This is a genomic window from Rhizobium sp. BK591 (assembly GCF_014195045.1).
Taxonomy (GTDB): domain Bacteria; phylum Pseudomonadota; class Alphaproteobacteria; order Rhizobiales; family Rhizobiaceae; genus Rhizobium; species Rhizobium anhuiense.
Map to the genome: position 1 here is coordinate 46,088 of NZ_JACIAZ010000010.1, position 26,640 is coordinate 72,727.

General features: G+C 59.3%; 21 protein-coding genes. 16 read left to right on the plus strand and 5 right to left on the minus strand.

Annotated features, from left to right (window positions below; all coding sequences use genetic code 11):
• Nucleotides 1-151 precede the first annotated feature (151 nt).
• The 3 genes from FHX10_RS32125 to FHX10_RS32135 form a co-directional block, all read right to left on the minus strand.
• Complete coding sequence (locus tag FHX10_RS32125; RefSeq protein ID WP_132575328.1) at nucleotides 152-1,750, minus strand: hypothetical protein; 1,599 nt, start codon at nucleotides 1,748-1,750, stop codon at nucleotides 152-154.
• Nucleotides 1,741-4,707 carry an AAA family ATPase gene (locus FHX10_RS32130; protein ID WP_132575326.1) on the minus strand — a complete coding sequence of 989 codons (2,967 nt, stop codon included), beginning with the start codon at nucleotides 4,705-4,707 and terminating at the stop codon, nucleotides 1,741-1,743. Before FHX10_RS32130 ends, FHX10_RS32125 begins: the two co-directional genes overlap by 10 nt.
• Before the next feature lie 251 nt (nucleotides 4,708-4,958).
• Nucleotides 4,959-6,107, minus strand: a complete 1,149-nt coding sequence (locus FHX10_RS32135; RefSeq protein WP_165932273.1) for an RHE_PE00001 family protein — start codon at nucleotides 6,105-6,107, stop codon at nucleotides 4,959-4,961.
• 191 nt (nucleotides 6,108-6,298) lie between these two features.
• Here FHX10_RS32135 and FHX10_RS32140 point away from each other — a divergent pair, with 191 nt between their 5' ends.
• The 6 genes from FHX10_RS32140 to repC all read left to right on the plus strand — a co-directional run bounded on the left by FHX10_RS32140 (nucleotide 6,299) and on the right by repC (nucleotide 15,143).
• Entirely contained in the window at nucleotides 6,299-7,450 is a 1,152-nt protein-coding gene (locus FHX10_RS32140; RefSeq protein ID WP_132575324.1) for a site-specific integrase, read from the plus strand.
• Nucleotides 7,451-7,561: 111 nt separating this feature from the next.
• Complete coding sequence (locus tag FHX10_RS35630) at nucleotides 7,562-9,679, plus strand: pentapeptide repeat-containing protein (protein WP_132575322.1); 2,118 nt, start codon at nucleotides 7,562-7,564, stop codon at nucleotides 9,677-9,679.
• Nucleotides 9,680-10,096: 417 nt separating this feature from the next.
• Nucleotides 10,097-10,987 (plus strand): hypothetical protein, encoded by an 891-nt coding sequence (locus tag FHX10_RS32150; protein ID WP_132575320.1) that lies wholly within the window; start codon nucleotides 10,097-10,099, stop codon nucleotides 10,985-10,987.
• A gap of 532 nt (nucleotides 10,988-11,519) precedes the next feature.
• Nucleotides 11,520-12,734 carry a plasmid partitioning protein RepA gene (gene repA, locus FHX10_RS32155; protein ID WP_132575318.1) on the plus strand — a complete coding sequence of 405 codons (1,215 nt, stop codon included), beginning with the start codon at nucleotides 11,520-11,522 and terminating at the stop codon, nucleotides 12,732-12,734.
• Complete coding sequence (gene repB, locus FHX10_RS32160; RefSeq protein WP_132575316.1) at nucleotides 12,731-13,729, plus strand: plasmid partitioning protein RepB; 999 nt, start codon at nucleotides 12,731-12,733, stop codon at nucleotides 13,727-13,729. Before repA ends, repB begins: the two co-directional genes overlap by 4 nt.
• Before the next feature lie 199 nt (nucleotides 13,730-13,928).
• Nucleotides 13,929-15,143, plus strand: a complete 1,215-nt coding sequence (repC, locus tag FHX10_RS32165) for a plasmid replication protein RepC (RefSeq protein WP_132575314.1) — start codon at nucleotides 13,929-13,931, stop codon at nucleotides 15,141-15,143.
• Nucleotides 15,144-15,401: 258 nt separating this feature from the next.
• Here the strand turns inward: repC and FHX10_RS32170 are convergent, their stop codons facing one another.
• Entirely contained in the window at nucleotides 15,402-16,319 is a 918-nt protein-coding gene (locus tag FHX10_RS32170) for a nucleotidyl transferase AbiEii/AbiGii toxin family protein (protein ID WP_132575312.1), read from the minus strand.
• Nucleotides 16,309-17,145 (minus strand): type IV toxin-antitoxin system AbiEi family antitoxin, encoded by an 837-nt coding sequence (locus FHX10_RS32175; RefSeq protein WP_132575310.1) that lies wholly within the window; start codon nucleotides 17,143-17,145, stop codon nucleotides 16,309-16,311. The genes FHX10_RS32170 and FHX10_RS32175 overlap by 11 nt, the downstream gene beginning before the upstream one ends.
• A gap of 700 nt (nucleotides 17,146-17,845) precedes the next feature.
• On the opposite strand from FHX10_RS32175, the gene FHX10_RS32180 reads away from it, so the two are divergent.
• The 10 genes from FHX10_RS32180 to FHX10_RS32225 all read left to right on the plus strand — a co-directional run bounded on the left by FHX10_RS32180 (nucleotide 17,846) and on the right by FHX10_RS32225 (nucleotide 26,536).
• On the plus strand, nucleotides 17,846-18,307 hold the full coding sequence (locus FHX10_RS32180; protein WP_165932272.1) for a transposase: 462 nt from the start codon (nucleotides 17,846-17,848) through the stop codon (nucleotides 18,305-18,307).
• Between the two features lie 98 nt (nucleotides 18,308-18,405).
• Complete coding sequence (locus FHX10_RS32185; RefSeq protein WP_184390704.1) at nucleotides 18,406-18,969, plus strand: hypothetical protein; 564 nt, start codon at nucleotides 18,406-18,408, stop codon at nucleotides 18,967-18,969.
• 225 nt (nucleotides 18,970-19,194) lie between these two features.
• A complete protein-coding gene (locus tag FHX10_RS32190; protein ID WP_132575306.1) occupies nucleotides 19,195-19,944 on the plus strand; it encodes a sulfite exporter TauE/SafE family protein in 750 nt (249 codons plus the stop codon).
• 366 nt (nucleotides 19,945-20,310) lie between these two features.
• On the plus strand, nucleotides 20,311-22,398 hold the full coding sequence (locus FHX10_RS32195) for a ParB/RepB/Spo0J family partition protein (RefSeq protein WP_246781276.1): 2,088 nt from the start codon (nucleotides 20,311-20,313) through the stop codon (nucleotides 22,396-22,398).
• On the plus strand, nucleotides 22,289-23,188 hold the full coding sequence (locus tag FHX10_RS32200) for a toprim domain-containing protein (RefSeq protein ID WP_246781290.1): 900 nt from the start codon (nucleotides 22,289-22,291) through the stop codon (nucleotides 23,186-23,188). Before FHX10_RS32195 ends, FHX10_RS32200 begins: the two co-directional genes overlap by 110 nt.
• 375 nt (nucleotides 23,189-23,563) lie before the next feature.
• Nucleotides 23,564-24,505, plus strand: coding sequence for a DUF2493 domain-containing protein (locus FHX10_RS32205; protein ID WP_132575292.1), 942 nt, complete (start codon nucleotides 23,564-23,566; stop codon nucleotides 24,503-24,505).
• Nucleotides 24,506-24,569: 64 nt separating this feature from the next.
• Complete coding sequence (locus FHX10_RS32210) at nucleotides 24,570-24,830, plus strand: type II toxin-antitoxin system Phd/YefM family antitoxin (protein ID WP_097544812.1); 261 nt, start codon at nucleotides 24,570-24,572, stop codon at nucleotides 24,828-24,830.
• The gene (locus FHX10_RS32215; protein WP_132575290.1) at nucleotides 24,820-25,239 is read left to right on the plus strand and encodes a hypothetical protein; all 420 of its coding nucleotides are present in this window, start codon (nucleotides 24,820-24,822) and stop codon (nucleotides 25,237-25,239) included. The genes FHX10_RS32210 and FHX10_RS32215 overlap by 11 nt, the downstream gene beginning before the upstream one ends.
• Before the next feature lie 585 nt (nucleotides 25,240-25,824).
• Entirely contained in the window at nucleotides 25,825-26,148 is a 324-nt protein-coding gene (locus FHX10_RS32220; protein WP_047636037.1) for a DUF736 domain-containing protein, read from the plus strand.
• Nucleotides 26,149-26,206: 58 nt separating this feature from the next.
• Nucleotides 26,207-26,536 (plus strand): hypothetical protein, encoded by a 330-nt coding sequence (locus tag FHX10_RS32225; RefSeq protein WP_132575288.1) that lies wholly within the window; start codon nucleotides 26,207-26,209, stop codon nucleotides 26,534-26,536.
• Nucleotides 26,537-26,640 lie beyond the last annotated feature (104 nt).

A 26,640-nucleotide genomic window follows, 5' to 3' on the forward strand; every position in this document is an offset into this window, starting at 1 on the left:
CACATAAAGCCAAATGCACTTTTTTGTTAAAAAAGTAAAGTCTGTTCACTGGTGGCCGAGCTTTGATCCCCTGTAACCAAGACCTCCACAACCAAACGACTCTCTTGAAGCAACCCCGGAATGCTCGACACATAGCCGATGCCGAAGAAATCTAGGGCTCCAAATTAGCTTTGAGGTTGGGCGAAATAGCGCCCAACAGACTTAGGAGTCGGTGCTTTGCAATTTCTGAATCTCTTGGCCCCGGTGCGAAGATCACGCAGTCCGCAGCTCCGGGAATGACCTCGAACTCTTTCCAAGAACTAGAAGGCGGAGGGAAAATGACGAACCCGCCCATCGGGTGACATCTTACTATTCCGCCATCAACTGACCAACCGAGAGTGCGGCGATACTTCTCGACCGTTTTTGGCTTGGGGTCTTTGTGATGGTGCTCCGCGCTCGCGAGAGTAGCGTCGCCGACGACGAGAATACGCTCATCGCCGACCGTTATCCTGAGCAGGTAGTCCGGGGTGCATTTCTCTTCCAGTCCCAGGAACGGGCGCTCCGGGTCCATTTCCTGGTTCAGCGCCGCCCACTCTAAAACTGGTACCGCCCGCTCGTGCGAAGGCGGAATCTTGGAATAGTCGACGTAATTCGGCTCGGCCTCGAAATCGAGTTCGATTTGCATATCCCCTTTTCGAAGACGCCAGGAACACGCATCAGGGGCTTTTTTCAGCTCCGTAATGCAATGTCCGGCAAAGCCAAGCTCGCGGAACACCTTCACAAGCCAGACGGCTCCCCAGAATTCCCAGAGCTTGGTCAGAAAGATCGGGGGATAGCGCGATCGCAGTGCCTCGGATTCGGCAATCGCCTCCGACATCAGGGGCGAAAACGCGCGCAGGAGTAGCCTGAGGCGATGGTCACGATGAAACAGGGGCGTAGGGTAAACGAGAGTGTTGAGTTCCGTGCTGTCATTACCGAACCGCGCGATGATACTGGTGAGGTCTTCCAGTTCCATCTTTACCGATATCAGCGTGGCGAGCCTTTCTTCTATCCGTTCTCTTCGCCTTTCGGCGTGTCCGCGTGTCGCCCTGTCTTCTAGCGACTGAATCTCTGCCATGCAGGCGGCCGCGCAATCCCGAAGCTGCGCGCATCTTCTCGCCGCCCAATGTGACACGACAGCGTTTTCCGGAAGAGGCAAGTTCCGTCTGGAGCGAGGCCCCAACTCGATGAACGGCTCCCGTCGGAGAGACGCTGCCGCTGCCAGCTCTTCTGACGCCTCCCGAATGATTTCAAGGGCTGTTATCGAACCTTTCCGATCAGTTCCCCGACTCCATGATCTTTCAGGCTTCGGGCTGTCGACATCCCAAGCTGCCACTATTCCAAGTTCGCTTTCGATGTCATCGACCATGGCTATGACATCCCGGAGGTCCAGCAATGCGGTCGGTATTATGTAGCAGCGTAAGGCCGAGTTTTTCGGAACCTTGAGTTCAAGGTTGATCTCCCCGAAGCGGCGGAATCTCGCAAGATAAGTTTCGAGGTCCCATCTCTGCCACCTGGCTCCGCTTTCCTGGATCTCCTTCAAGTCACGAAGTTTCGATTCGTCTTTAAGGTCCATTCTGGCATTGAGGAGCGGCCCCCGAACGAGGACATCAAGGTAGGGCTTGTCGTCCCGGATCAGATATCGAGTTGTCGGATTCCACGGAAGCTCCTTGTAGACTCCGTCGGCGTCCGCGACCCGAACCGCGATGATCGACGAAGCCTCTACTGCCAAGGCGACACGAACCCGAGACGCGCCTGATGTCGCGCAAGCCTCAACCGAGCCTTGGTTCTTACCAGTTCGTCCAGCCCGTTGGCCGCCCTTTCCAGGGCATCAAGCGCGGGCAGCACCTGATCGATCGCGCCGGATATCTTCACGAGAATGCGGCTTGCGACGATCCGGTCGACGAGCTCACCTCGGTCTAGCAAACCTTTGGCCTGCAGATCCAGTTGATGATGCAGATTGAGTATAGCCCTGATGTCGCCCAGCACGCGGCGGGAAGGAAGCAGGTCATGACGGAGACCATGTTCATGAACCGCGACGTGGAGTGCATTTAGGATATGCTCGATGCGCTCATCTTTGCCCGCTCCACCCTGGTTCACCACCGGGAGACCGGGCAGGGGATCGATATTTCCCAGGTCCACCATTCCGTCTGAGTCTGTATTCCACGCGATTTGGGAAAGCTCCAGGAGAAAGCAGCGGTCAATGACTTTAGGCGACGGAGGTCGGGAGAAGTCATCGACATTCATCGTTCCGAGTATTCGGCACGGTGCGATGCTAAGTCCGCTTTCGATATGTCCATGACCGCCGTCCAAAGCGTGGAAAAACCGGGAAAGATAATATTCGGGCCGGGTGAGGTTGAATTCGTCGAAGAGGATCAGGTGCTGGTTCGACGTCTTGCCGAGCATCGGGCGAAGTAGTCCGGACTCGCCGAACAGCACGCTGTCATTTTCCCAGTGCGCCTGGACCGCGATCTCGTGGAATGTCTCGCCGTGCGTCGTGCCCAGCATGCGGGCAATCATCCTGACCAACGACGACTTTCCGCAGCCGGGGGGACCGGCGAGCAGGACGACCGGTCGGACGGACATTGCCAGCAACGTTACTACGACGTCATCGAAGTGAAACGTCGGCGTATTTCGGATCACGGCTTCCTTGAGGGATAACAGGGCGTTCGAAAAAACGGTTTCCGGCACCCGGTTTCCCCAGTCGTGGTGAACGTTGCCGGGGTGATCGAACCCGTTTGTCGGGGCGGTCGCTTTCCTGAGAGCGGATTGGGAAAGTAGAGGACTAGCGGCGTCTTGCGGTCGAGCAGGATCCGGGCTTGCCGCCACCTCGACGTGCTCGTCACGCGGCTTTTCCCCTTTCTCTTGGATTGCCGCGAGTGGTTGATCGTCGATTGAATCCACAAGTTCCGATGTAGACACGGTGACGGCCGCCGGCGTTGCGCCGTCGCCGGAGGCCGTTCCAATGCCGTCGCGCATCAAACGTTCGAGCTCGTTGGCTGAGGTCCTGCCGCGCTGGGCGGTCATAACGACGATCTTGGACATACCGAGGTCCAGGATAAGGTCTTCCGCGCCGTCGATGGCAAGATCACCTGTCTCCAACTCGCCTTCAAACGGTTCCAATGCGGGTTCCGAGCGCATTCGGAAATCTTTGCCCTCGATCCAGAGATAACCGGTCCCGTCGATCTGGTCGGAGACGATAAAGGCTTTCTGTTCGTCGGGGTCCCACTTCAGGGACATCTTGCCGGGTGACTGCCGCACGTCCATTGCTTTGAAGGGGCGCCCTTGGCGCGCCGACAACCCGGCTCCGAAACCGGGAACCAGGCGCATTTTCGGATGAGAACCCGCTGCAAGGGCAGGCAGCCCCTCGATGGGCCTCACACCGCCGTCATCCACGAACGGATCGTACGCATCGAGCACCACTATGCGCTGCTCCAGTTCGCCGGGCTGCTTGATGCCGAGCAGAAGGGAATCGGGAAGCGTTGACTCAAGAGGGGCGGACCGAACCTCGGTGTTGTCTGCGCGTCGGCTACGAAGCCGGGGAGGGTCGTAGTTCTGGAGGATGTGGGCGAGCCCCCCAGCTGCCGCGGCTATCGCGAAGGAACTCCCCACCCTAAGGACTTTTGGTGGCTCGCCCTCCGGGAACAGTGTTTCCAGCATCGCCTCGTCGAAACCCGGCAAAAGGCTTGTGCCACCTGCGAGTAGAACTGTGTCGATCAGGCGATATCCTTCCTGAGGTGACTTGACACCCAACTCCTGCATCCGATCCGCGCTCAACCGCTTTGCGTCAATCGAAGACGTCTGGTTTTCGTAGAGCCGTTCGCAAAGCTTTTCGAAGAGCGGGCGAAGGTGAAACCACAATTCTTTTGAGACGGATGACAGTGACTTCCGCGTCAATGATGACGGCTTGGTCGTGGTGCCACTTTCGAACGTGGTCGATTTTCCACTCAGGCTAACCTTTATCTTGGCACTTTCGACAGCGCGCAACGCCTCAGCGGTTTCGGGCATTCCGAGCATTTCGGCGAGACGCATATCTACCCAACGCCCGGCATTGCCAACGCTGTCTCCTCGAAGCGCCCGAAGTCGGAGGTCGCGTTGACTGCCCTTTTTCCCTGCCGAAACGATCTTCTGATCACGTCGACTTACAATAATCGTCATGTTGGCAGTCGATGCGCCGACATCGACCACCAGGATAATATTGTTTCTACGCTCTTCCAGCTCGAGCGAGCCTTTCACCAAACGGAAGTATTCTGCCACCATCTCAGGCTCCGGGAGCAGAGTGATTCCTGGGATTGCCGCTTCGACGGCATCTTTGTATCGGGTACGTGTCTTCTCTTCCGCGATTGACGGCATGAGTGCATGTCTGCGATGCGAATGATACTCAGTCGGCAGACGCTCCAGGAGCTTCCGCAAATAAGCCCTGAAAACCTCGTCACGGTTGAGGGTCCGAAAAGGCGTGAAACGGTCGCTTCGGTCAAAGATCATTTGCCGGGTATCTTTTTCCCCGTGCAACATCCAGTCCTTGATATCGTCGATGCGGTGGACCCAGCGCTCGCCGACAGGTTCGTCGAGTTCTACCGACCACTGATCGCGTTCTGCCGCAGCCGGATCTGCAACGACAAAACACCGCGAGGGAAAATATGGTTGGCTACCGTCTCGAAGGAGAAACTTGAAAGCACTGTCAGACATCAATTAAACGGCCCCTAGAAGTCATGCACTCACTACAGATTTTAAATATACTAGAGCGAGTAATATGACGACATGTCCGACGCGCGCTCGTTGTGCAAATCGTTGACTATCCACAAGTCCACCGAACTTTCAGGGCCTAAGGAAACAGCGCAGATGTCGTTCCTGCAAGCGAATTCTTTAACGTCGCAATCGCTGCAGAAAACGCCGTTGTATTGCCGATACTGAGCAAACACGCGTTCAGGCACAGCTAATCACAGCAGGCCCCAGGCCCGAAACCTCCCCCTCCCGGTCATCTCGCGCAAGCCGAGTTCCAAAACAATCCGCCGCGCCGCCTGCGGCGTCACCTCCAGCGTTTTCGCCACCATCCCGGCCGACACCAACGGTTTCGCCATCACCAGCTCGACCAGCTCAGGCAGCTTTGAAGACGTGCGCCGCCCCTCCAGCTTCCGATCCATCATCGTCTTCGCCAGCGTTAGCCGGTCATGCTCTTTCATGCCGATCTCGGCGGCCGCCAAAAACCCGTGGGCGATGGCAAGCAGCCGGGTTTCGCGATCGCGATGCCGGCGCCGATCGACGGGAATGGTTTTGAGGCCGAGATTGATGGCGGCGAGATGGGCGCCGGTGGTGATGCCGGCCTGGCGCAGTATCGAGGCGGCCAGCAGCCGGCCCAGCCAGGACGCATGCTGCAGCACCGACAGCTCATTCCAGGCATCGAGGGCGACGATCGCTTGCAGCACCGCCGGCAGGTTTTCGGCCTGGCGCAACACTGCGCGCCATTCGCCGAGCCGAGCATCCTCGTCCCAGTCAAGATCATACACGAGAGGGTCTCGCTCGCGGTTGTCGGCCGGAGTTCGACCCGCCTTCCTGGCTTGTTCGATTGCAGCTTCGGATCGGGCGAGAAGCGCATCAATGGCGGCATAGTCGACGCCGGGTAGGGTTTCCGCGTCATCACCATCGTCCCCCTCCCCTTCCGGATCTTTTGCGGCGACCCCGGGCCGCATGACGCCAGCTGGCTCCGTAGCCTCGGCACTGGCCGAGTTAATGTCCGACGTTTGTCGCAAGCTTCGGATACCCTCTGCGGACAAGGCCCAGCCAGCAAGTTGGGTGGCGATGCGCCGGCGGGTGCGCAGCACGTCGCGGGCGATTGTCAGCTCATGGGTGGGTGTGCGAATATCCTTCGTGGCGTCGTGCAGGACAAGGTCCTCGAGATGGACCAGCTCGCCGTCAATCCACAGCGAGGCGCAGGCGTCGGTGAAGTGGGACCGCTCGATAAACCCCGCGCCGACCCGCGAGCGGGCGATGCGCTCGTCGAGACGGGCCAATTCGATACCGGCGTCGAAAGCCGGCTGCATCAGGGCTGTTGTTCTAATTTTCGCGATATCGTAAGCCATTGAAATCATGGTAAATGATTTTCCAAACGAATGCTATCTGGCAATTAGAGTTCGTTACAGGATACTTTCGTTAAAGCGGTGTCTAACCATCGATAAGTACAGGTTATCGATGGTAGATTGATTTCAGGGCGCAAATCAGAGAGAATCGGGCAACTCACGGCCCTCAAGGCCGCCAAAACCCGCTACCTTTTGGAGCGTCCTTGGCCAAACCCAAAAAATCACTGACCGCCGTCGAGCGCCGTGCCGAAGAGCTCGACACCATCGCCGCCGTACTGCCGATCGAGCGCCGCGACGAACTTGCCGAGCTGCTGACCGATCAGGATGTCGAAACGCTGCGCCATCTCGTCAACCAGGGGATGGGCGACAATACGCTGCGGGCGCTGACTTCGGATCTCGCCTATCTGGAAGCCTGGGGGTTGGCCGTGACCGGACGATCGCTGCCCTGGCCGGCGCCCGAGGCCCTTCTTCTGAAGTTCGTGGCGCATCACCTGTGGGATCCACAACACCGCGAGACCAATGAGGACCATGGAATGCCGGCGGCCGTCGACCAGAGTCTTCGGAGCCAGGGGTTTCTCAAATCCGTCGGCCCGCACGCGCCGTCAACGGTGCGCCGGCGGCTGGCGAACTGGTCGACGCTGACCAGATGGCGCGGCCTCGACGGCGCCTTCGCCTCCCCTGCCCTCAAATCAGCCATTCGGCTGGCGATCCGAGCCGCGCCAAGACAACGTCTTCGTAAGAGCGCCAGGGCGGTCACCGGTGACGTGCTCGCAAAACTGCTGGCGACCTGCGCGTCCAACAGCCTGCGCGATCTGCGTGACCGGGCGATCCTGATGGTCGCCTTCGCGTCCGGCGGCCGCCGGCGCAGCGAGATCGCCGGGCTGCGATGCGAGCAGCTGACCGTCGAGCCGCCGATCGAGATACCGGATGGCCCTCCCCTCCCCTCGCTCGCCATCCATCTCGGCAGAACGAAGACCAGCACCGGCGAGCAGGACGATGTCGTCTATCTGACCGGCCGGCCGGTGGAGGCGCTCAATGCATGGATGGTGGCCGCGACGATCGACAGCGGCAGCGTGTTTCGCGCGATCGGGCGCTGGGGCAAGGTTTCGCGGCGGGCGCTCGATCCGCAGTCGGTCAATGCGATGATCAAGCAAAGAGCGGAGATGGCGGGGTTAGACAGTGAGGAGTTTTCAGCGCATGGCCTGCGGTCGGGATATCTGACGGAAGCGGCGAACCAGGGGATACCGCTCCCTGAAGCGATGGAGCAATCGCGTCATCGCTCGGTACAGCAAGCCTCCCGCTACTACAATAATGCCAACAGACAACGCGGGCGAGCGGCACGACTTCTTGACTGATAAGCAGCACAAACGAACCCGTTGCATTTCGCTCCCGTAGCAATGATTGGTAGCATTGCGTCTGCCTTAAGGACTGATATCCTCTGCCGAAGCGAGAGGAGTTAACCTCGAGTGGCGAACGCGGATGGGAAAATTGATGTGTCGGAGATGTCAGAGCCCATCTCGGCACCTGCTGGGCTCGCTTTGGCGAAGGAGTTGATCGACCAAGCCGACGATTTCGCAGCTTCGAGAAAGGCTCTGGAAGACGCAGTCTCCATGGCTCGCGGTCTCTGGATAAGTTTCGTATCGCTCTCAGCGTATTTCTTTGTAGCGGTGGGTTCAGTAGCCCATATCGACCTCTTTTTGGAAAATCCGCTTCAGTTACCCTTAGTGGGGATCAAGGTGCCACTCGTTGCCTTCTTCTGGCTCGCTCCCCTTCTCTACTTGATTATGTGGGGTTACCTGCTTTTGAACTTGAAGCTCATGAGCGACAATCTGCGTGATTGGGAGAAAAAAAAGAACGATCGCCTTTCCGCGATCGAAGATGTGAGCGAGCGCCGTCGCGTTGACGATGCGCTCCGTATGCAATTGCCGAACTTTATCCCTGTGCAGCTCATTGCAGCGCCGAGCAACAACAGCCGCGGGGCATTGCATCTCCTCATCGCCGGCGCCGCCCTAGCTACTGTAGTTCTGGGGCCACTTCTCATCCTGGCGCAAATGCAGTTTCAATTCTTGCCTTACCACAGCGAGGCGATCACCTGGCTGCATCGTCTTGCTATCGTTGGCGGCGTGACACTCGTTTGGTACCTCTGGCCACAAATACAGGGTTCCTTCAGGGCGAACTGGTGGATCTATGGAATTGGCGTCGCGTTGAGCGTCTCGCTCGCTCTAATCGCCGTATTCATCGCAACTTTTCCGGGGGAGCCAATCTATCATAATCGGGTGGCGGCAATCATCGACTGGTCGTTGCCGAAGGGGCATTCCTTCTGTCGACTGAGAAATGAGATCGTCCAAGACGTCGGGGAAGACGACGATTGTCTTGTATCGCTCAGCGAAGCCCTGTTCGACGGTTTCATCGATGAAGTGCGCGGTGTTCCCTATAGCCTTTTCTCCAATCGCCTTGTGCTTCCCGATCACGATTTTGTTGAGCTTGACGATGCGGCGCTGGCAAAAAAGAAAACATCGAGATCATTTCGCGGGCGACATCTCGAAATGGGATTTTTCAGCCGCAGCGACTTGCGTAAGGCAGATTTTACCGGTGCCTTCATGCAAGGCGCCGTGTTTGAGGAGACGCAGCTGCAGGGCGCTATTTTTGGATGCGAATATACCGGCGCGGAAATCGGGCAAGCCAAGGTCCCAGGCTTCGGGAGCGGCTGTGCGGATCTTCGGGAGGCATCACTCGATTACGCCAATCTCGAAGAAGCTGTGTTCAGACGGGCCAAACTGCAAGGTGCGGGCCTGGACGGTGCGAATTTGAAGGGTGCCATCCTTATAGAGGCAAAGCTTCAAGGCGCTTCTCTCTACGCCACGGATCTTGAAGGAGCGGTTCTCTTGAGTGCCAAACTCTACGCTGCAACTCTTACCGACGCGAAGTTGAATGGTGCGATCCTGACCTTAGCAAAGCTTCAAGGGGCTCAACTCAACCGCGCGGAATTCAATGGAGCTATGCTTGATCCAGCCGATATTGCGGGGGCTTCTCTCGACGGTTCAGATCTTCGTGGTGCTGTCTTCGACCCTGGGATCAACTGGCGCACGAGCGGCGCAGAGTCGGCGATCATCACGAGATCATCCTTGATCAACACATTCTCAAAGCCGACCGAAAAAAGCCAATATGATCTCGATTTGGCGGACGCGACGGACGGCGTCGTATCGAGTGATACCCGAGACAAAATTACGAAAGCTCTTTCGGTGGTCGACCCGGGGCAACCCGATCCTAAAGACGCGACGCCACTGGCGTTTTGGCACAGTGCTGAGCAAGATCGCGATGACTCAGCGCGCGCCGTATTCCTAGCGGAGCTTGCATGCTCACGAAAGGGCGTTCCATATATTGCAGCTACGATGCTGGGACGAACATCAAGTGAAGACGGCGCCATCGTCGAACTTCCCTCTGAGCCTCGAGCCGCAGCATCGGAAATTATCCTGTCGCGGTCTACGGCGGGAACGTGCCCTGGTATCGCGGGTCTTGGTGACGAGACGCTCGACCGGCTGCGGGAATGGGCGGCCGACGCTAAATCCAAGTCGGCTCAGTAGTGTGTAAGGATGGTAGATTGGTTTTTTGGCGCAAATCAGAATGCCGGCCGTCGGAAATCGTCGGGTTCACCTGGAAATGGTCTCTTGGGTAATTTTTGATCCCGGTTCAGCGGCCTCCTCTGCTCGATTGAGTGGAACGACGTTCGCTCGATCCAACGACCTGAAGCCTCGCCCCTCCTCCCGGAAAAACTTGTGGTTGGCCGTCGAGTCAACCGGCGCATCCTCAATGGCGTAGGTTGGCGAAACTCGAGCCGGTGACCGGAAAAAAGACAAACCACTCTTGCTCAGGCTCGATACGAGCGAACAGGACATGGGGGAGGGCGCTTCATTCCCAATTGTTCTGATTTGAAGCGTTTCCTTTATGGGCCGTTGGTCTCTTTTCGCTACGAAGGCGCGTCAGATTTAAAGGGTGCGGTTATGGACGTGAGGGAAGAATGGGATCCGTTTGCAAAGTGGATCGGGGCGCTGGAACAGCGGACCTGGCTTTATCTTCAAGATAATTTTGTCGACGATCGACCCTGTGGCGCCCTGGAGGTAAATCTCTTGAGGGAATTGAGGCACGCATATGACAGTTGCTTCGACTTCATCCAGCGGTCTGCTGCCAGAGGGCTGAAGGGGTTTGCCGAGTGCGACCTGCGGCTTCAAAGCGGCAGGCGCGTTACCGCCGAACTGTTCATTCCCGACGACGTGGACGCCCATCCACGAACGGAGATGAAGAGACTGGTCAAAGACTGGGTGCTTTCAATTGGCCTTCTTGAGGCCGAAATTACATATCTCCTCGCAGATTTCGAATTGTGGATTCGCAACAAGACCGATCTGGCGTTCAAGCATTTGCAACGGCTCATATCGGTCGACGCGCGCCTCAAGGCAGATTGGGCCGCCGCCTTCGGCAAGCGTGAGGAAGCTTGTGAGCGCCTCGGTGCCACGCATCTGCTGTGGCATGGTCTTTGGGCTTTCAAGGTCGATTCCCAGGGTGCTCGTACCGACTTGGTGACCTTCGAGCCGATCGACGACCGTATTGTCGGAGCGTCTGGCGGGGCTCTCGTGTTGACAGAATGGAAAAAGATCAAAGAGGTCAATCGCCGCGCGATTGAACAGGCCTTCGCTTCGGCAAAGGGACAGGCATTGAATTACGTATCTGGCGCCCTCGGCGCGATCGAACTCAAATCTCAGATCCATCTCGTGGCCGTCACCATGGACCCGATCCCGAAACACGAAATGCCCGAAGAGACGGTCGAGCAGGGCAAGACCATTCGTTATGTCAATATCGTGATTGATCCGCCGGTCCCTTCAAGGGGAAAATACTAGGTCCGCTACGACCCGCGCGCTCTGCACTTGCGTCGGATCGGGTTCGTCGGAATGGCTTTGTTCTCGTCGGCTCGGGTACCTTTAGGCACACCTCGATCCCCGCGTGAGGGAGGCCAGATGCAGAAATCGCTCGTGAAACAGGCTGGCCTCAGGAGCGCCGCTTCTACCTATAAGCTTGTGGCGAGGCGCTCGACCGAATAGCCAGGGAGAGGGCGATCATGCTCTTGTAGTGGAGGCGCGAATCGGGCCATCCACGGTCATGGAGGCTTCACGATGCTAAGCGTCGCGCAAGGTTCCGAATGTGCGCGGCCTTTACAACTGTAAAGTTTTCTGCGTCGGGCGATGAAGATTCGGAACTTTACAACTGTAAAGTTTTTGAATCTTCGCATGGGCATTTGCGGCCATGACCCGCCCCTTAGATTCATGGGCGTTAAGATTTCATTAACTAAAAATGCCTTGTGGAATCGGATGGCCTCTGGCAACGTTGACGGAAATTGCCCCGTAAAGGGCTCATAACCGTCAAGAGGAATGGATGCCGCAAGTAGCATCTAAAAACGTCAGGGACACCGCGTCGAAGATTGACGCCTACACGGCGAAGCTTTCTGCCGAGCTGCGCGACATGCGCGAAGCTGTCTATCCGCCGGAAGCCCGCAAGACATTTGCCAAAACATTTTCAACAATGGATCTGGCCCGCCTCTTGGCGGTTCCGGAAAGTACGCTCCGCCAGTTGACGATCGAAGGTAAAGGACCGGTACCAGAGAGGGCCGAGAATAACCGGCGTACCTATACGGTGGAGCAGGTCAAGGAATTGAGAACGTTCCTGGCGTCCATGCGCCCGGACGAAGCCGGCGACCTCCTACCTTTCCGCCGCAAAGGCGAGAAGCTACAAGTGATCGCGACCGTCAACTTCAAGGGTGGAAGCTCGAAGACGACGACATCGATCCACCTTTCGCATTTTCTGGGACTGCAGGGCTACCGGGTTTTGTGTATGGATCTCGACCCCCAAGCGTCGATGACCGCACTCTTTGGTCTTCAGCCGGAATTCGACCTTGGTGATAACGAGACCGCCTATGCAGCGATCCGATATGACAATGAGCGGCGCCCGTTCGCGGATGTAATCCGGCCGACCTATTTTCCCGGCGTCGACTTGGTTCCGGGAAACCTGGAGCTCATGGATTTCGAGTTTGATACTCCCACCTATCTGACGTCGAAGACTCGAGACGACCTGGGTCTGTTCTTCGAGCGGTTAAGTACTGCGATTGCGAGTGTCGATGATCGTTATGACTTCGTCATCCTTGATACACCTCCCTCGCTCGGCTACTTGACGCTTGCTGCGCTCTATGCCGCAACGTCGCTCATTGTCACCGTTCATCCGGCAATGCTCGATGTCGCTTCGTGTAATCAGTTTCTTATCATGATCTCAGATCTCTCTGACGTGCTCGCGCAATTTGGTGCGAAGTTCGAGCATGACTTTTTCCGTTTCCTTTTGACCAGGGTGAACCCGAACGACGGGCCGCAGAAGTATATGGCAGGCGTCATGCGCAGGCTCTTCGGTGATGACGTCCTCGTCGCCGAAGCTCTCGAATCGACGGCTATAGCTGGCGCAGCCGTTGCAAAAAAGAGCCTCTACGAGCTCGAAGCAGGGGAGGTCGGGAGGGAAGCTTTGAAGCGCGCGGTCGAAAGTGCAGACCGCGTTAACTTCGAGATCCTGGGATTGGCCCATAAGGTCTGGGGGCGCAGCGCATGAAGAAAAGCATCCTTCGTCGGATGGCCGAGGAGGCCGAAAACAGGGCGGATGTGTCCGAGGCGGAAGACGCGGACAAACCCGTTTCACGGCGTCATTCTTCGCCGGTCATTTCGAATGTCGGGAAAGCACTCGTGCATCTAGGCGAGGACACGATCGTTTCGCTCGATCCCGCCAAGGTCGAGCGGTCGCCCTACCGGGACCGTTTCGACAATGACGAAGAGGCCGAAGCAGAGCTTGAGGCGCTGAAAGCCTCAATCGCGTCTGAGGGCCAGAAGATCCCCGTTCTCGTGCGGCCTCATCCCACGATGCGCGATCACTATCAGCTTGTCTATGGGCATCGCCGTCTCAATGCGATCAAGTCGATGATGGCAGAGGCTGAGCGGCCTGAGACGGTCAAGATCAAAGCCTATGTGCGCGATCTGACGGACCGGCAGCTCATCGAAGAACAGTCAGTTGAAAATGGCATCCGGGAAAATCTCACCTGGATCGAGCAAGCGATGTGGGCAGTCCAGCTGAAAGACGCAGGGTTCTCCCATCGGGCCATCTGCCCAATTCTCGGCCTGTCCGAAGCTGCCGTCTCGCATCTTTTTCGGGTGACGTCGGTCGTGCCGAGCGACATCATCTTCGCAATCGGTCGCGCAAAAGCGGTCGGGCGGCCGAAGTGGACGGCATTCGCAGATCTTCTGAAGGATGAGAGCAAAATCGGTGCGGTCCGCGAAGTGCTTCAAACGAGCGAGTTTCGCAAGGCAGACGGCGTCGGCCGTATCGCGCTCGCCGTCAGTGCCGCCTCGGGAGCGCCAGCGCTCCCGAGTGTGAAGCCAAGCGAAACCGTCGATTTTTCCCTCGCGGGACGGCTTTTCGGTCGCATGAAAAGTTCGACTTCGGGGACGACCGTCACCATTCCCAAAGCGGAAGACGCTTTCGCACGTTGGCTGGCTGGACGCATGCCGGAGTTGATGCGCGAATATGAACACCAGACCGCCCCATCGAACTAGGGCCTGGCCAGAACACAATTAAACCAGCAGAAGGAGCAGCAGCGCAAAAAGAAAAAGGCCACCAGAACGTTTCCGTCGTGGAAGCCTCTCTCAATTCCCTAAGCAAGAACGAGAATCGCATTTTCACGAATCCCCGTCAAGAGTCTTTGGCGCCGTTTTGGTGAGCAGATTTCTTTTGCCTGACGAAAGGTGAGAGAAGATGGAGAGTGGACAAGTCACGACGCCCTTTGGGCGGCGGCCGGTTTCGCTTGCCCTGATCAGACGGCAGCAGGCTGTTGCCGAGATCAAGGCGGGGAAGTCGGTAGAGAAGTGGAAAGTCTTTCGCGACGTTTCTGCGGCAATGGCGCTGCTTGGCATTCAGTCGAACAGCCTGGCGGTGCTTGACGCTCTGTTGAGCTTCTATCCGGAAAATGAATTGCGACAGGAGGCAACGCTCATCGTTTTTCCGTCGAACGCGCAGCTGTCGTTGCGTGCCCATGGTATGGCGGGTTCCACGCTCCGACGGCATCTTGCGGCGCTTGTTGAGGCCGGGCTGATCGTTAGAAAGGATAGCGCCAACGGCAAGCGCTACGTTCGCAGAGATCACTCTGGCGATATCGAGAACGCCTTCGGTTTCGATCTTTCGCCTTTGCTGTCTCGCGCTGAAGAGCTCGCCATGCTGGCACAGCAGATCGTGGCGGAGCGCGCAGCCTTCAAAAGGATGAAGGAGAACCTGACGATCTGCCGGCGCGACGTGCGCAAGCTGATTTCGGCTGCCATGGAGGAAGGGGCAGATGGCGATTGGCAGGCGATCGAAGCCAATTATGTCAATCTGATTGCCCGACTGCCGCGCATGCCATCGCCCGCTGATGTGAGCGCAATCCTCGAAGAAATGCAGATGCTGAAAGAGGAAGTGCTCAACCAGCTGGAAAATCAGGAAAAAGCAGAAAATCCAGGCGGCAATGCTGCCCATATCGAGCGTCACATACAGAATTCAAAACCCGAATCCATCAATGAACTTGAACCTAGCTCGGAAAAAGAGCAGGGAGCGAAATCGAGTGGAGCAAATGGAATTCAGCGAGAGCCGCTGAAGGCATTCCCGCTCGGCCTGGTGTTGAAGGCCTGCCCGCAGATCATCGATTATGGGGCCGGCGGCGCGATCGGGACCTGGCGCGAGTTGATGTCCGCGGCCGTCGTCGTCCGGTCGATGCTGGGGATCAGCCCGTCGGCATATCAGGAGGCGTGTGAGATTATGGGGCCGGAAAATGCGGCGGTCGCGGTTGCCGGCATCTTGGAGCGGGCAAACATGATCAATTCTCCGGGCGGATATTTGCGGAATCTCACGCGACGGTCTGAGCGAGGCGAATTTTCGCTGGGGCCGATGATCATGGCCTTGTTGAAGGCGAATGGTCTGGCGCAAACGAAAGCGGGGTAGGGGCGGCCGAGCCATTTCGAGGAGAAGTGCGAGGACGTTTGCCACTCAAAGGGTCTGTAGGAAAGTTGGTCGCGACGAACGCTGCTAAACCCTTGTCGTTTGATTTTTGAATTTCGGTATTTGGGAGCGAAATCACCAGCCGGAAGAACGATCGTCGAGGAAGATAGGGCGAGCGATCTCCGATATGCAGCGGCGCCTGGCGGCGCGAGAGGCGAGGCGCCGTCGGATTATCGATCCTGCGGATCGGCCAAAGGCGCATCATCGTGTGAAAAGACGCTCGATCTCACGACGCTGCTCAGCATGCTTGGCCGGATTGTCGTCCTTCAGCTTTTGCAAGTTGAGGATTTTCCAGCGGACGGCCGGCAATTCAAGTGCGTGCGGCAAGTCGATGACTTCGAAGTCGGGGTCACCATCGTGAAGAGACAGCAGGAAAGTACGCGCCTTATCATCAAGGCGCGCCTGGATGTCCTTCAGGAACCGTTCGCGGACATCCAGCAATTCGTCGAGGGAGACCTTCTCGATCGTCATCCCGTCGAATTCCTGATTGAAGACATGCGCGATGTCGGCTCGGTTGGGCCCCAGCAGTTCGTGAGGCGGGCGTCCGGAGCTCGCCACGTAGACGAGGAACGTGCGAAACAGCGGGTCCGTCAGTCCCTCGTTTTCATAGAGGAGCTTGATGTCGAAGAGATCGCGCGGATGTTGGCGATCGACTGCTGCATGCATCTTGCCGCCGAAGAGGTCTTCGAAGGCGACAACCTGCATTTCTGCAAAACCAAACTGGTCTTCGACCCGCTCGCTGACCCTGCGTCGTTCGACGGGATGTACCGTGCCGCGGGCGACCGGAGAGGTTTCGATTTTGATTGCGGTCTGGCCCCGTCTCACCTCGACGCGCGTATCGCCGCCGCCACCGCCGGCTATTCGCTTTGCCCGGACGCCCCTGATCTTTTCAACCTCCGCGGTGATCCGGTCGAGGGCCTCGTCGATTTCGGCCAGGCTCTCGTCCCTCGGTTTGAGCGGAAGGTAGGTCAGGTCGATATCGACCGAGAGGCGCGGGAGGTCTCTATAAAAGAGATTGATGGCGGTTCCACCCTTCAATGCGAAAGCCGGTTCGTCGGCAATCATCGGCAAGGCCTGGACGAGGAGCTCGAGCTGGGAAATATACTGGTCACGGGCCATCGTTGGCCTCCGGCTTCCTGGGAAGATACTCTTCGGGAATGGTGATGCGGTATGTGGGATGCAGCCTGCCACCCTTGATGAATGAGCGGTCGCCGCTTCCAAGATCGATGATCGATCGGTCGACATGCTTGAGCCAGGCGTGATCGTGGCGGTCGGCGAAGACGAAGAAAAGCCTTTTCACTTGGACTTTGGTGCAATCGGCCAGAAGCTCGGTGATGCGGCGCGGACGCAGGGTGGTCAGACCCTCGAAGATCGTATCGATGTTGTGAAAGGTTTCGTTTTCCGGCAGTTCGTCCAGCGCTTCGAGAATAGCCCGCTCCGGCGTTGAGGCCCGCATCGTCCAATTCTGTAGAAACAGGATGTGGTTGCCGTCCGGTTCTGCCGCCAGGGGTTCGACGCCGAGATCCGCCGTCTTGAAAAGTCGCGTGCTGTGCAGGACGGGGAGGCCATTGGTGGGGAGGTTCGCAAGCCATCGAGGCGCATTGCCATAGAGGAAGATCTTTTCAGCGGCCCCCAGCGCCAGGTAATGCACATGCCCGCGAAGTGCGAGCGCCGTGCGGCCGCCGACATGGAACGGGTAATCCATGATCGTCTGTGCGGACATGACCGCAATGCGCCAGTCGATGCGTTCCATTGCTGAACCGTCCCGCCCCGAGGGACGCCGATAGACGCCATGCATGATGGGCTCTAGCCAGCCACGGCGGAGATAATCATGTGTCGAGCTCCGGCGGATTTCCATCTTCCGCATCCATGCGGAATCCACGATGAAGCCTGCCGGAACCTCGTCCAGCATCGACTTTAACTTATCGCGTTTTTGATCGCTCATGACGGACAAAAATGGCACTTTTTAAAGTCGCGGGCAAGGAGACTTTAGAAAGAAGGAGAAATGTCCGTTTCTAACGGACTTTCACGGCTGATCGTATGGTGACGAAAACCAGCCCGTTATAGTTCATGTCGTTTGGCAGTTAAATGTGAGAGTGCGCTCATTGTGGCGGGTCTTGGCAGTTAATCTGAGAATTTTAAACGCGCTTTTCGACGCTCCTCAGCTGTTATCGTTACTATAACCTATTGTAATGATTGCGATCTGGTCATGGTGATTTGCTGAAGATAGACATCGTGCTCATCGCCTCTGGTCTCAAATTAGGTGCTAAACTCCAAGCTGCAATTGTCGTTTGGCATTTAATCGTAAGAATGCGCCTGTTCCGGCAGGTGATGGCACCTAATTTGAGATTTTTCGGTGCGATTTTCGGCGCTTGAGGCCCTCCGATCTGGCCATAACCTTTTGTGATATTTGGCATTTTTAGATGAAGCTTGGCCGTAGTCAGCCATCTTTTCCACGGCGGCGAATCTCACATTAAGTGCCAAAATTTAAGCCAGAATCTCGAATTAAATGCCAAGTCTCAAATTAAGTGCCCGGCTATCTTGTTGAAATTGTTAGGAGTGGAATCTTACGATTAAATGCAAAACGACAATCGTTGACTCTTGCACTCGCCTGGCCGAAAACGCGTGCAACGATACGAGGATCAATGATGATCGAAGACGACGTCCCGACACAACCGGATAGCACCGAGACCAAAGCTGAAGTCGAGAAGACGAAGGTGACCGCGCGCGGCAAACGGTCGAGCCCCAAGAAGGCCGCGGCCGGCAAGGTTGCCAGCAGCGTTCAGAAGAGCGACAAGCCCAAGGCACGCGGCTTGAGTGACGCGGACAAGCTCGAGAAGATCAGGCAGATTGAGGCAGCTGTCGCCGATGGGGCAACCCTGAAAGATGCCGTGGCTACGGCCTCGATCTCCGATCAAACCTATTACACATGGAAGAAAGCCGTCGCTGCACCGGCGGCTGGAACGTCGTCCAGCCCAGTTGCTGTTGACGACGAGTTTTCCGAATTCATTCAGCTCGAGGAAGAAAATCGCCGGCTGCGCAAGCTGCTTGGCGAAAAACTCCGCGCCGAAAACGCCGAACTGCGCAAGCGGCTCGGGATCACCTGATCAACCTGGTTTTGACGATGACGCTGCGCGGGACAGGATTTACTGGCCGCCGCTATCGATGAAATTGACGAATTATGAAAATACCACAACGCCCCTTCGTGGTCGAATACAAGGCGAACAGGCGGCAAACCCAGACGCGACCTTCTTCCATTTGGGGCAGCCTTGATCTGCAGGCCGTGGCCCGACAGGTCGAGGCCGACGGGATTTTGCCTGATACCGGACATTCGGTTGCGAGGCCGACAGTCGACGACCCAAAACCGGCTGAAACATCCGTCCCGTCGCCGGATCTCCTTGCCGCACCGGAACATAGTCCCCAGGGACCTGCTACTGGCATCCTGCACGACGGAATTGGCGCGGCGAAGCAGGAGCTTTCATCGGAGGCTGCGGCAACCGAGAAGTCTGTCGCGCCGACTCCTCGGCGTCGGCACACTCCCGCTGCGTCGAGGCTGACCGCCGTTGCCTCCGTGCAGACTGAGCCTGCATCGATCCCGGCGATGACCCCCGTCAATGATCGCCGGGCGAGCCTACCATCAGACAACCACATGGATGACCTCAGCGCACTCGACGCAGAAAACCGCCGCCTGAAGCGTCTCCTGATCGCCAAGCTGCGTGACGAAAACCGGGCACTTCAGACGATGTTGCGCCGGTTCGATACCGAATGAAGAAGGCGCTGGACGAAAGCGGTTTCTTCGCCATTTGAGTGAGGTTCGTCGGCGCGTCTCAGGCAAACTCCTCGACGTCTCCTGTCACGAAGCATCGCATTCATCCGTGCATCGGCTGTTCTTGCGGGCGCGGCAGCGATCTGGTTAGAAGGTGATCCATAGGATCGTCGCCTTTGCCTCGAAGACGAAGGCGGATGGTCGCATCGCCCGGGGTTTTTTCCGACCATGTTCGATCTTTTGCTGCTTTTCGTGGCTGGCTTCCTCGCCGGCAGTATGAACGCGCTGGCCGGTGGCGGTTCGTTCGTGTCGCTGCCCGCCCTGATCTCCGTTGGCGTCCCGTCCGTGATCGCAAACGCGACCAGTACCTTCGCTCTCTTTCCAGGAGGCGTGGCAAGCTCCTGGGTCTATCGTGAGGGCGTAAGAGACGTATGCGGTCTCGGGGTCAAGCCGATTGCAGTCGCCACCCTCACAGGCGGTGTCATCGGCAGTATCCTTTTGCTTTTGACGCCCACGACGACATTCGACGTCATGCTGCCATGGCTCTTGCTCATCGCCACGTCCATGCTCATTCTCGGACCCAAGCTCGGCATTCGGCTGCAACGGGTTAAACGCTCGCAGACCGCGGTTGTCTTGCCGATCCAATTACTGCTTGGCATCTATGGCGGCTATTTCGGCGGAGCGGTGGGACTGATGATGCTCGCCGCGTGGAGCCTGCTCAGCGGCGGGGATATCAAAAGTCTCAATCCGACCCGCATGGTCATGGTGACCGCCGCAAATGCGGTGGCTGTGATCGTCTTTGTGCTGGCCGGGGCGATCGCCTGGCAACAATGCCTGCCGATGATTGCGGGTGCCTTTGCAGGTGGCTGGAGCGGAGCCCATCTCGGGCGCAGGCTGCCGGCGCCGATTGTTCGGGCTATCACCGTCGTGGTTGCCCTCCTGACCACCGTCATTTTCTTTGCAAGAGCCTACCTCTAGTCGTCCAAGGGCTGGCCGCAGACGCGGTTAAAAAATAACAGAGGGACGGGTTTTTCGACGCGTCGCGTTCCGGCGTCCGGTAGGCCGGAATACGATCGATTTCCCAGCAGGACATTGAGACCGAGTGGTTGGTGATTGAGATGGTGTTTGGCACTTCTGTGGTTGCCGCCCGCGGCAGCCTTCACCCGAAAGGCTTCCATCCCTGACGCAGCATTGCCGGATCTTGGCCGAAAGGGAAGCTTCGCCGGTGGAAGGGACGGTGGGACATGGTGAGAAGGCGGTAGAGGAAGAGGAGGGACGGGAAAGCTGTGACGGATTGAGAGGGTTGGAGAGAGGCTCCGCCCGATCCGTCATGGAGAAACCGACATGGCCCAGGCCATTCAGAAAATCACCCTCAGTGCAGCCCGGGATATTCCCTTCAACAAGCTGGTGCTCAGCCAGCAGAACGTCCGCAAGATCAAGGCGGGCGTCTCGATCGAGGACCTGGCGGAAGATATCGCCCATCGCGGGCTGCTCACTAGCCTCAACATCCGTCCAGAACTCGACGGCAATGGCAACGAGACGGGCATCTATCGCATCCCGGCCGGCGGTCGTCGCTATCGTGCCCTTGAACGCCTTGTCGCGCAGAAGCGTCTGGCAAAGACTGCGGGTGTCCCCTGCATCGTCAGCAAGGGCGAGACGCTCGAGGTCGAGGATTCGCTCGCCGAAAATGTCCAACGCGTCAGCCTGCATCCGCTCGATCAGTTCCGCGCCTTTCAGACCCTGCGCGAGCAGGGGCTCGGCGAGGAGGAGATTGCGTCGCGCTTCTTCGTCTCGGTTGCCACCGTCAAGCAGCGCCTGCGGCTGGCTTCCGTCTCGACGCGGCTTCTCGATCTTTATGCCGAGGACGAGATGACGCTGGAGCAGATCATAGCCTTCTCGATTACCAACGACCATGTTCGCCAGGAGCAGGTCTGGGACGCAATCTCGCGTTCGCATAGCCGGGAGCCGTACTACATCCGCCGGCTGCTGACCGAAACCGCGATCCGTGCCAGCGACCGCCGCACCGTCTATGTCGGCATCGAAGCCTATGAGGCTGCGGGCGGTGTGACCATGCGCGACCTGTTCGAGCAGGATCAGGGCGGATGGCTGCAGGATCCGGCGCTGCTGGAGCAGCTCGTGATGGAAAAGCTCAAGGCCGACGCCGAGGCGATCAAGATGAGCGAAGGCTGGAAATGGGTCGAAGCCACCTTCGATTTTCCCTACGGCCACACGTCCGGTCTGCGCCGCTTCTACGGCGAGCAGGCCGAAATGACCGAAGACGAACTGGCCCGCTATGACGCTACCCGTGCCGAATACGACAAGCTCGACGCAGAATATGCGGAGGCAAACGAATACTCGGAAGCGACTGAGCAGAAGCTCGAGGAAATCGGCAGCGAGCTCGACCGGCTCAACGACCGTCCCTACGTGTTCGATCCGCACGAGGTCGCCCGCGGGGGTGTCTTCGTGTCGCTTGGAGCCAGCGGTGAACTCAAGATCGAGCGCGGCTTCGTGCGGCCCGAGGATGAACCGAAGGATGAGACCGATCCCTCGGCTGATGTCGCTGACGATGGTGCCGCTCATGGCGGTGATCTTCCAGCAGCCGCTGCCGGCGGTGAGAGCACCCAACCGGACGACGAGGACGAAACGATCAAGCCGCTTCCCGACCGCCTCGTTCTCGATCTCACGGCAGTTCGGACGATCGCGTTGCGCAATGCCTTGGCGAACGATCCTGTCATCGCCTTTGTCGCCGTTCTGCACGCCTTCGTCCTGAAGACCTTCTACGTCTACGGATCGGATTCGTGCCTGGAGGTGACGCTGCAGAGCGCTCGCTTCAGCCAGACGCCCGGCCTCGGCGATACGGTCTGGGCGAAGGAGATCGATCAGCGACACGAAGGCTGGGGCCAGGATCTTCCGAAGGACCCGAACGATCTCTGGGATTTCCTGATCAAGCTCGACGAGGTCAGCCGGCAGGCGCTGTTTGCCCATTGCGCTGCGTCGTCGGTCAATGCGGTGATCGAACCCTGGAACAAGCGGACCCGGGCGATCACACATGCCGAGCAGCTGGCCCGCTCGATCGGTTTCGATATGGTGGAAGCCGGGTGGACGCCGACGGCCGACAACTATCTCGGCCGTGTCACCAAAGCGCACATCCTGCAGGCAGTTCGAGAAGCCAAGGGTGACCAAGCGGCGGAACTGATCGGCCATCTCAAAAAGGCCGACATGGCCCGCGAGGCCGAACGGCTGATGACAGGGAGTGGCTGGTTGCCTGAACCGCTTCGCTTGACGGTCGTGGATGGCATCAGTCAAAGCGACGCTGTCGCCGATGATTCCGCGCGCCGGCCGTTGGACGGACGCGGCGACCGGCCAGTTCGGCGATCTGCTCGATCTCGTCCGCGAGACCCGCGGTCTCGTCGATTTCCGGGATGTTGCTGAGGAGGCGCGCCATTTTCTCAGTCTGCCCCACCCCGAACCGGTGTCGGCCCTCAGGGGCGACGTCGGTGATGCCTCTCCGGTCGAGCGGCCGGCGGCTGAACGGGCACGACGGCTGTTTCGAATGACGCAGCCCTTGGCGGGTACGCTCGCCGACATCTATCTGCGCGAGCGCGGCATCCTGAGGGCATCCGCCCATGCGGCGCTCCGTTTCCATCCGTCCTGCTACTATCGCAATCTCGTGACTGGCCGGACGACCAGCTATCCGGCATTGGTCGCAGCCGTGACGGACGCCGCCGGAGCGATCACCGGCGTCCACCGCACCTATTTGTCCTCGGGACTCGATCCGGATGGGGTCGGCAAGGCCAACCTGGACGATCCCCGCCGTGCGCTTGGCGGACTGCTCGGCAATGGCGTTCGCTTCCGCTTTCCGGTGGATGCGCCTGTGCCGGTCCTGGCGGCGGGCGAGGGCCTCGAAACCATGCTGTCGCTATCGCATGTGATGCCCGGCATGCCAATGGCGGCGGCGCTCACGGCCAATCATCTCGCGGCTTTCCGCTTTCCGCCCGGATGCCAGCGCATCTACATCGCCGCCGACGCGGATGCGGCCGGCCGACATGGGATCGAGGGATTGAGCAGACGGGCTCAGGAGTGCGGGGTCCTGCCACTGGTGCTGTCGCCCGAGCTTGGCGACTTCAACGAGGATCTGCGCTGGCTGGGTCCCGACCGGCTGACGGCCAGCCTGCGGGCTCAACTGGTCCCGGAAGACGTGATGGCTTATCTGCCCGCATGAGGCCGGCCGGAAGCGGCAGGCGGGCGGGGCCGGCGGCGGCTTTGGTGGAGGGCGGTCCGAGGACGCCTTCCGGGTGGGCGCGCCCGCGGGCCTGCCGAGAGGCGACCCTTACCACGTGGGCCTCCGGGCCTTCAGCGGGTCAGTCGGGTTTCTTCCCCTGCCGGGCCATTTTAGCGCGTCGGCTCTTCCGAAAACCGGTTCCCACTTTTCGGGCCGACGCGATGGCCCGTCATTCCTCGCGGATCAAGAAGCCCTTCCTCCGCCGCCCGGCGCTGCGCTGGGCCGCTGCGCTTTGCTTGCGGTTCCGGCCTCGGCCCGCGTGACCGGGTTCGCCGTCAGGCCGCGAGAGGCGCGGCCCAGCGAACGGAGACCATCATGAACCTGATCCTTCCCCCCGACGATACCTTCGAGCCCCACCATGCTTCCTCCCCGACCGACCGCTTCATCTACGAGATGCAGGTCTACGGCTATCGCCCCTTCCAGGACGAGCCCGATCCACGGCCATTGCCGGAGGAGCCGCAAGTCCAGTCGGCCATCACCGCGATCTTCGACGCCTTCGCCGAAATGCTCGGCGACACCCGGCTGGAGCCCGATCTCGAAGACCTGTTCTGGTCAATCCCCAACCTCTTCCATCGCGCCGGCGAGCGCATCCAGCGCGAACTCGACCGCAACGAGGAGGCGCAGCGCACGGGGCAGCGCGAGCAGGATGGCTCGGAGGTGAAGAGCGTCGAGCTCGAACGCCTGATCGCCGAAGGGGTTACGTTGCTGGAGCGGCGCAATGCCTTCGAGTTCATGCGCGACTATGCGGCCGACCTGTTCGAAGCGCAGAGTGGTTCGTCCTGGCGGCCGCGCACCGGCTCCAAGGTCAACCACGCCAATATGACGGCGGCGATGATCGACAGCCGGGACTTCCTCTCCGCCCGTCGCCACGCCGAGACCGAGGTGCTGATCCCGGCCGGCACCAAGATCGTGTTTTCTGGCGGCATGGACTATAATGACCACGAGCTGATCTGGGCGAAGCTCGATCAGGCCCATGCCAAGCATCCCGACATGGTGTTGCTGCACGGCGGCTCTCCGAAGGGCGCCGAGCGCATCGCCGCCTGCTGGGCCGAGGCCCGCAAGGTGACGCAGATCACCTTCAAGCCGAACTGGACGAAGCACGCCAAGGCAGCACCCTTCCGGCGCAACGACGACATGCTCTCCGTCATGCCGGCTGGCGTCATCGTCTTTCCCGGCTCGGGTATATCAGGCAACCTCGCCGACAAGGCACGTCGCCTCGGTATCCCGGTCTGGCAGAAGACAGGAGATGGCGCGTGAGCGCCATTTTCTTGAAAAGATGGGAAACATGGATTATATGGAAACCGAAGCGGAGACCATCGCGATGAAGCAGTTCACGACAGGCGATCTCAACAAACAAGTCGGCGACGTCACCGACGCCGCAAGCCGGGAACCCGTCGTCCTCACCCGCCACAACAAGCCGCGTTTTGTGCTGATGAGCTATGAGCATTATGAGCGCATGCGCACCGGCGGCGATCCGCGCCGTGCCTATCATATCTCTGAAATGCCCGACGAGCATGTCGCACTGTTCGACGAGGCGCTCGATCGGCTGGCGCGCGGCGAAGGCTACGACGATGAGCCGTGAATTCCGCCCCGGTGAGGTCATCTCCTATCCCTATCTCTGGGCATGGCAGCAGCAGCGCGGCGAGACCGAGGGGCGCAAGCAGCGCCCGGTCTGCGTCGTCATCGCGATCCGTGGCACTAGCGACGGAAACACGCATCTGGCGCTTCTGGCCATCACCACCCAGCCGCCGCAGGCAGGCCGGAGCGCTCTCGAAATCCCTGATATCGAGCGCAAGCGCGCCGGCCTTGGCGACTTGAAGCAGAGCTGGATCATGGTCGACGAGTACAACTACGATATCGTCGAGCGCTCCTGGTACATCGAGCCCGATCAGCAAATCCTCGGCCGCTTCAGCAAGTCCTTCATGGTGAAGATCGCCGGCATGTTCGCTGACGCGCGGAGCCGATCCGGCCGAGTCAACCGCCTCGATTGAGGCGTGCCGGCATCCCGGGCGTGTCTTCCGCCGTTGGGGATCGCTGGCGCCGTCGATTCTCAATGCCGACCCTGGCAGCGTCGGCTGGCCGGCTGCCGGCCGTTCTCGACCGATCTTGACTCCTCTCCACCACCAGACGCCGGAGCAGCGCCCGGAAGTCATGCCCGGTCACGCACAAGAGCTTCAGTGCAACTCCAATCCCGCCAGGTTGGGCGGCAATTCGAATGTCGCGTGTCGCGCTGACCGAAGCGGTCTGTGCAGACGGCGATAGGCTAGGGTCGGGGCTGATCGGACGCATCTAGTTCAGCCCATTGACAGCGAGAGTGCATTGACCTGAACGCCGGCAATGCCCGACACGAGCGCGGCACGCCCGGCGGGCCGCAACCGGTAGCCACGACGGGACTCCCGCCGACGTCCCAATCAGAGACCATTCCCGTTCTTCATGTCGCCTTTCTAAGGGACCGGCCGCGACCAGCGTCAACCCGCAAGGGGTTCCCCTGCGCTTCGCTCCGGTGACGCCTGCGGCGCGGCCCCTTCTTCGGGCGCCATCGGGAATGATCCCGATGCAACGAAGGAGACACCACCATGGCTACCACGATCGCAACCCTCACGGAAAAGACCGACGGCACACTCGAAGGCATCTTCGCCACCATCCGCGTCAACGCCCCGATCGCCCTCGTCCCGAACGCCAACAAGGCGAGCGAAGAAGCCCCGGACTACCGCATCATCCACCGCAAGACCGGCTTCGAGATCGGCGCAGGCTGGAACCGCATCTCCCGCCAGACCGGCGAGGAATACATCTCCACGAAGCTCGAAGCACCCGAGATCGGCGTGATCTTCGGCAACGTCGCGCCGGCCCCCGGTGGCGAGCCCGGCAAGAAGGTCATCCTCTGGAACAGCCCGGCCTGAACCGGACCGCCGGCCCCGCAAACGGGGCCGGCACAACCATTCGAGCCGAGGAACTGCCATGATCGTTATTGACCGCATCCATGCTGTCCTTGATGGCAACGCGTCCGACAGCGAGCGGAGCTTTGTCGAGAGCCTGCTGCCGCTCCGGCTGACGGATATCGAGCGCCGCGATCGTTTTGCGCCGAACTACCTCGTCCGCAGCCGCGCCGGCGACGCCGTCGGCCACGGCTGGAGCCATGCACCGCCGACGCAGCCGACGGACATCGCCCTGCTGATCGACGGCCCCGCCGGTCATCGCATCCATGCCTATGCCGGCCGCTTCGTGCCGGCGAGTTCGGAGTGGCTGCTCGTGGTCGGTCGCGTGGCGGCGGTCAGCACCGTCGCTTGACGTGTGAGCGGCAGGCACGGCCTGCCGCTTTCGGGTGCCCTACGGAGAGGAAATATCTGCTCAGTCCGTCCGAGGATGTCATGGCGCCATGCCGGCCTCAAGGA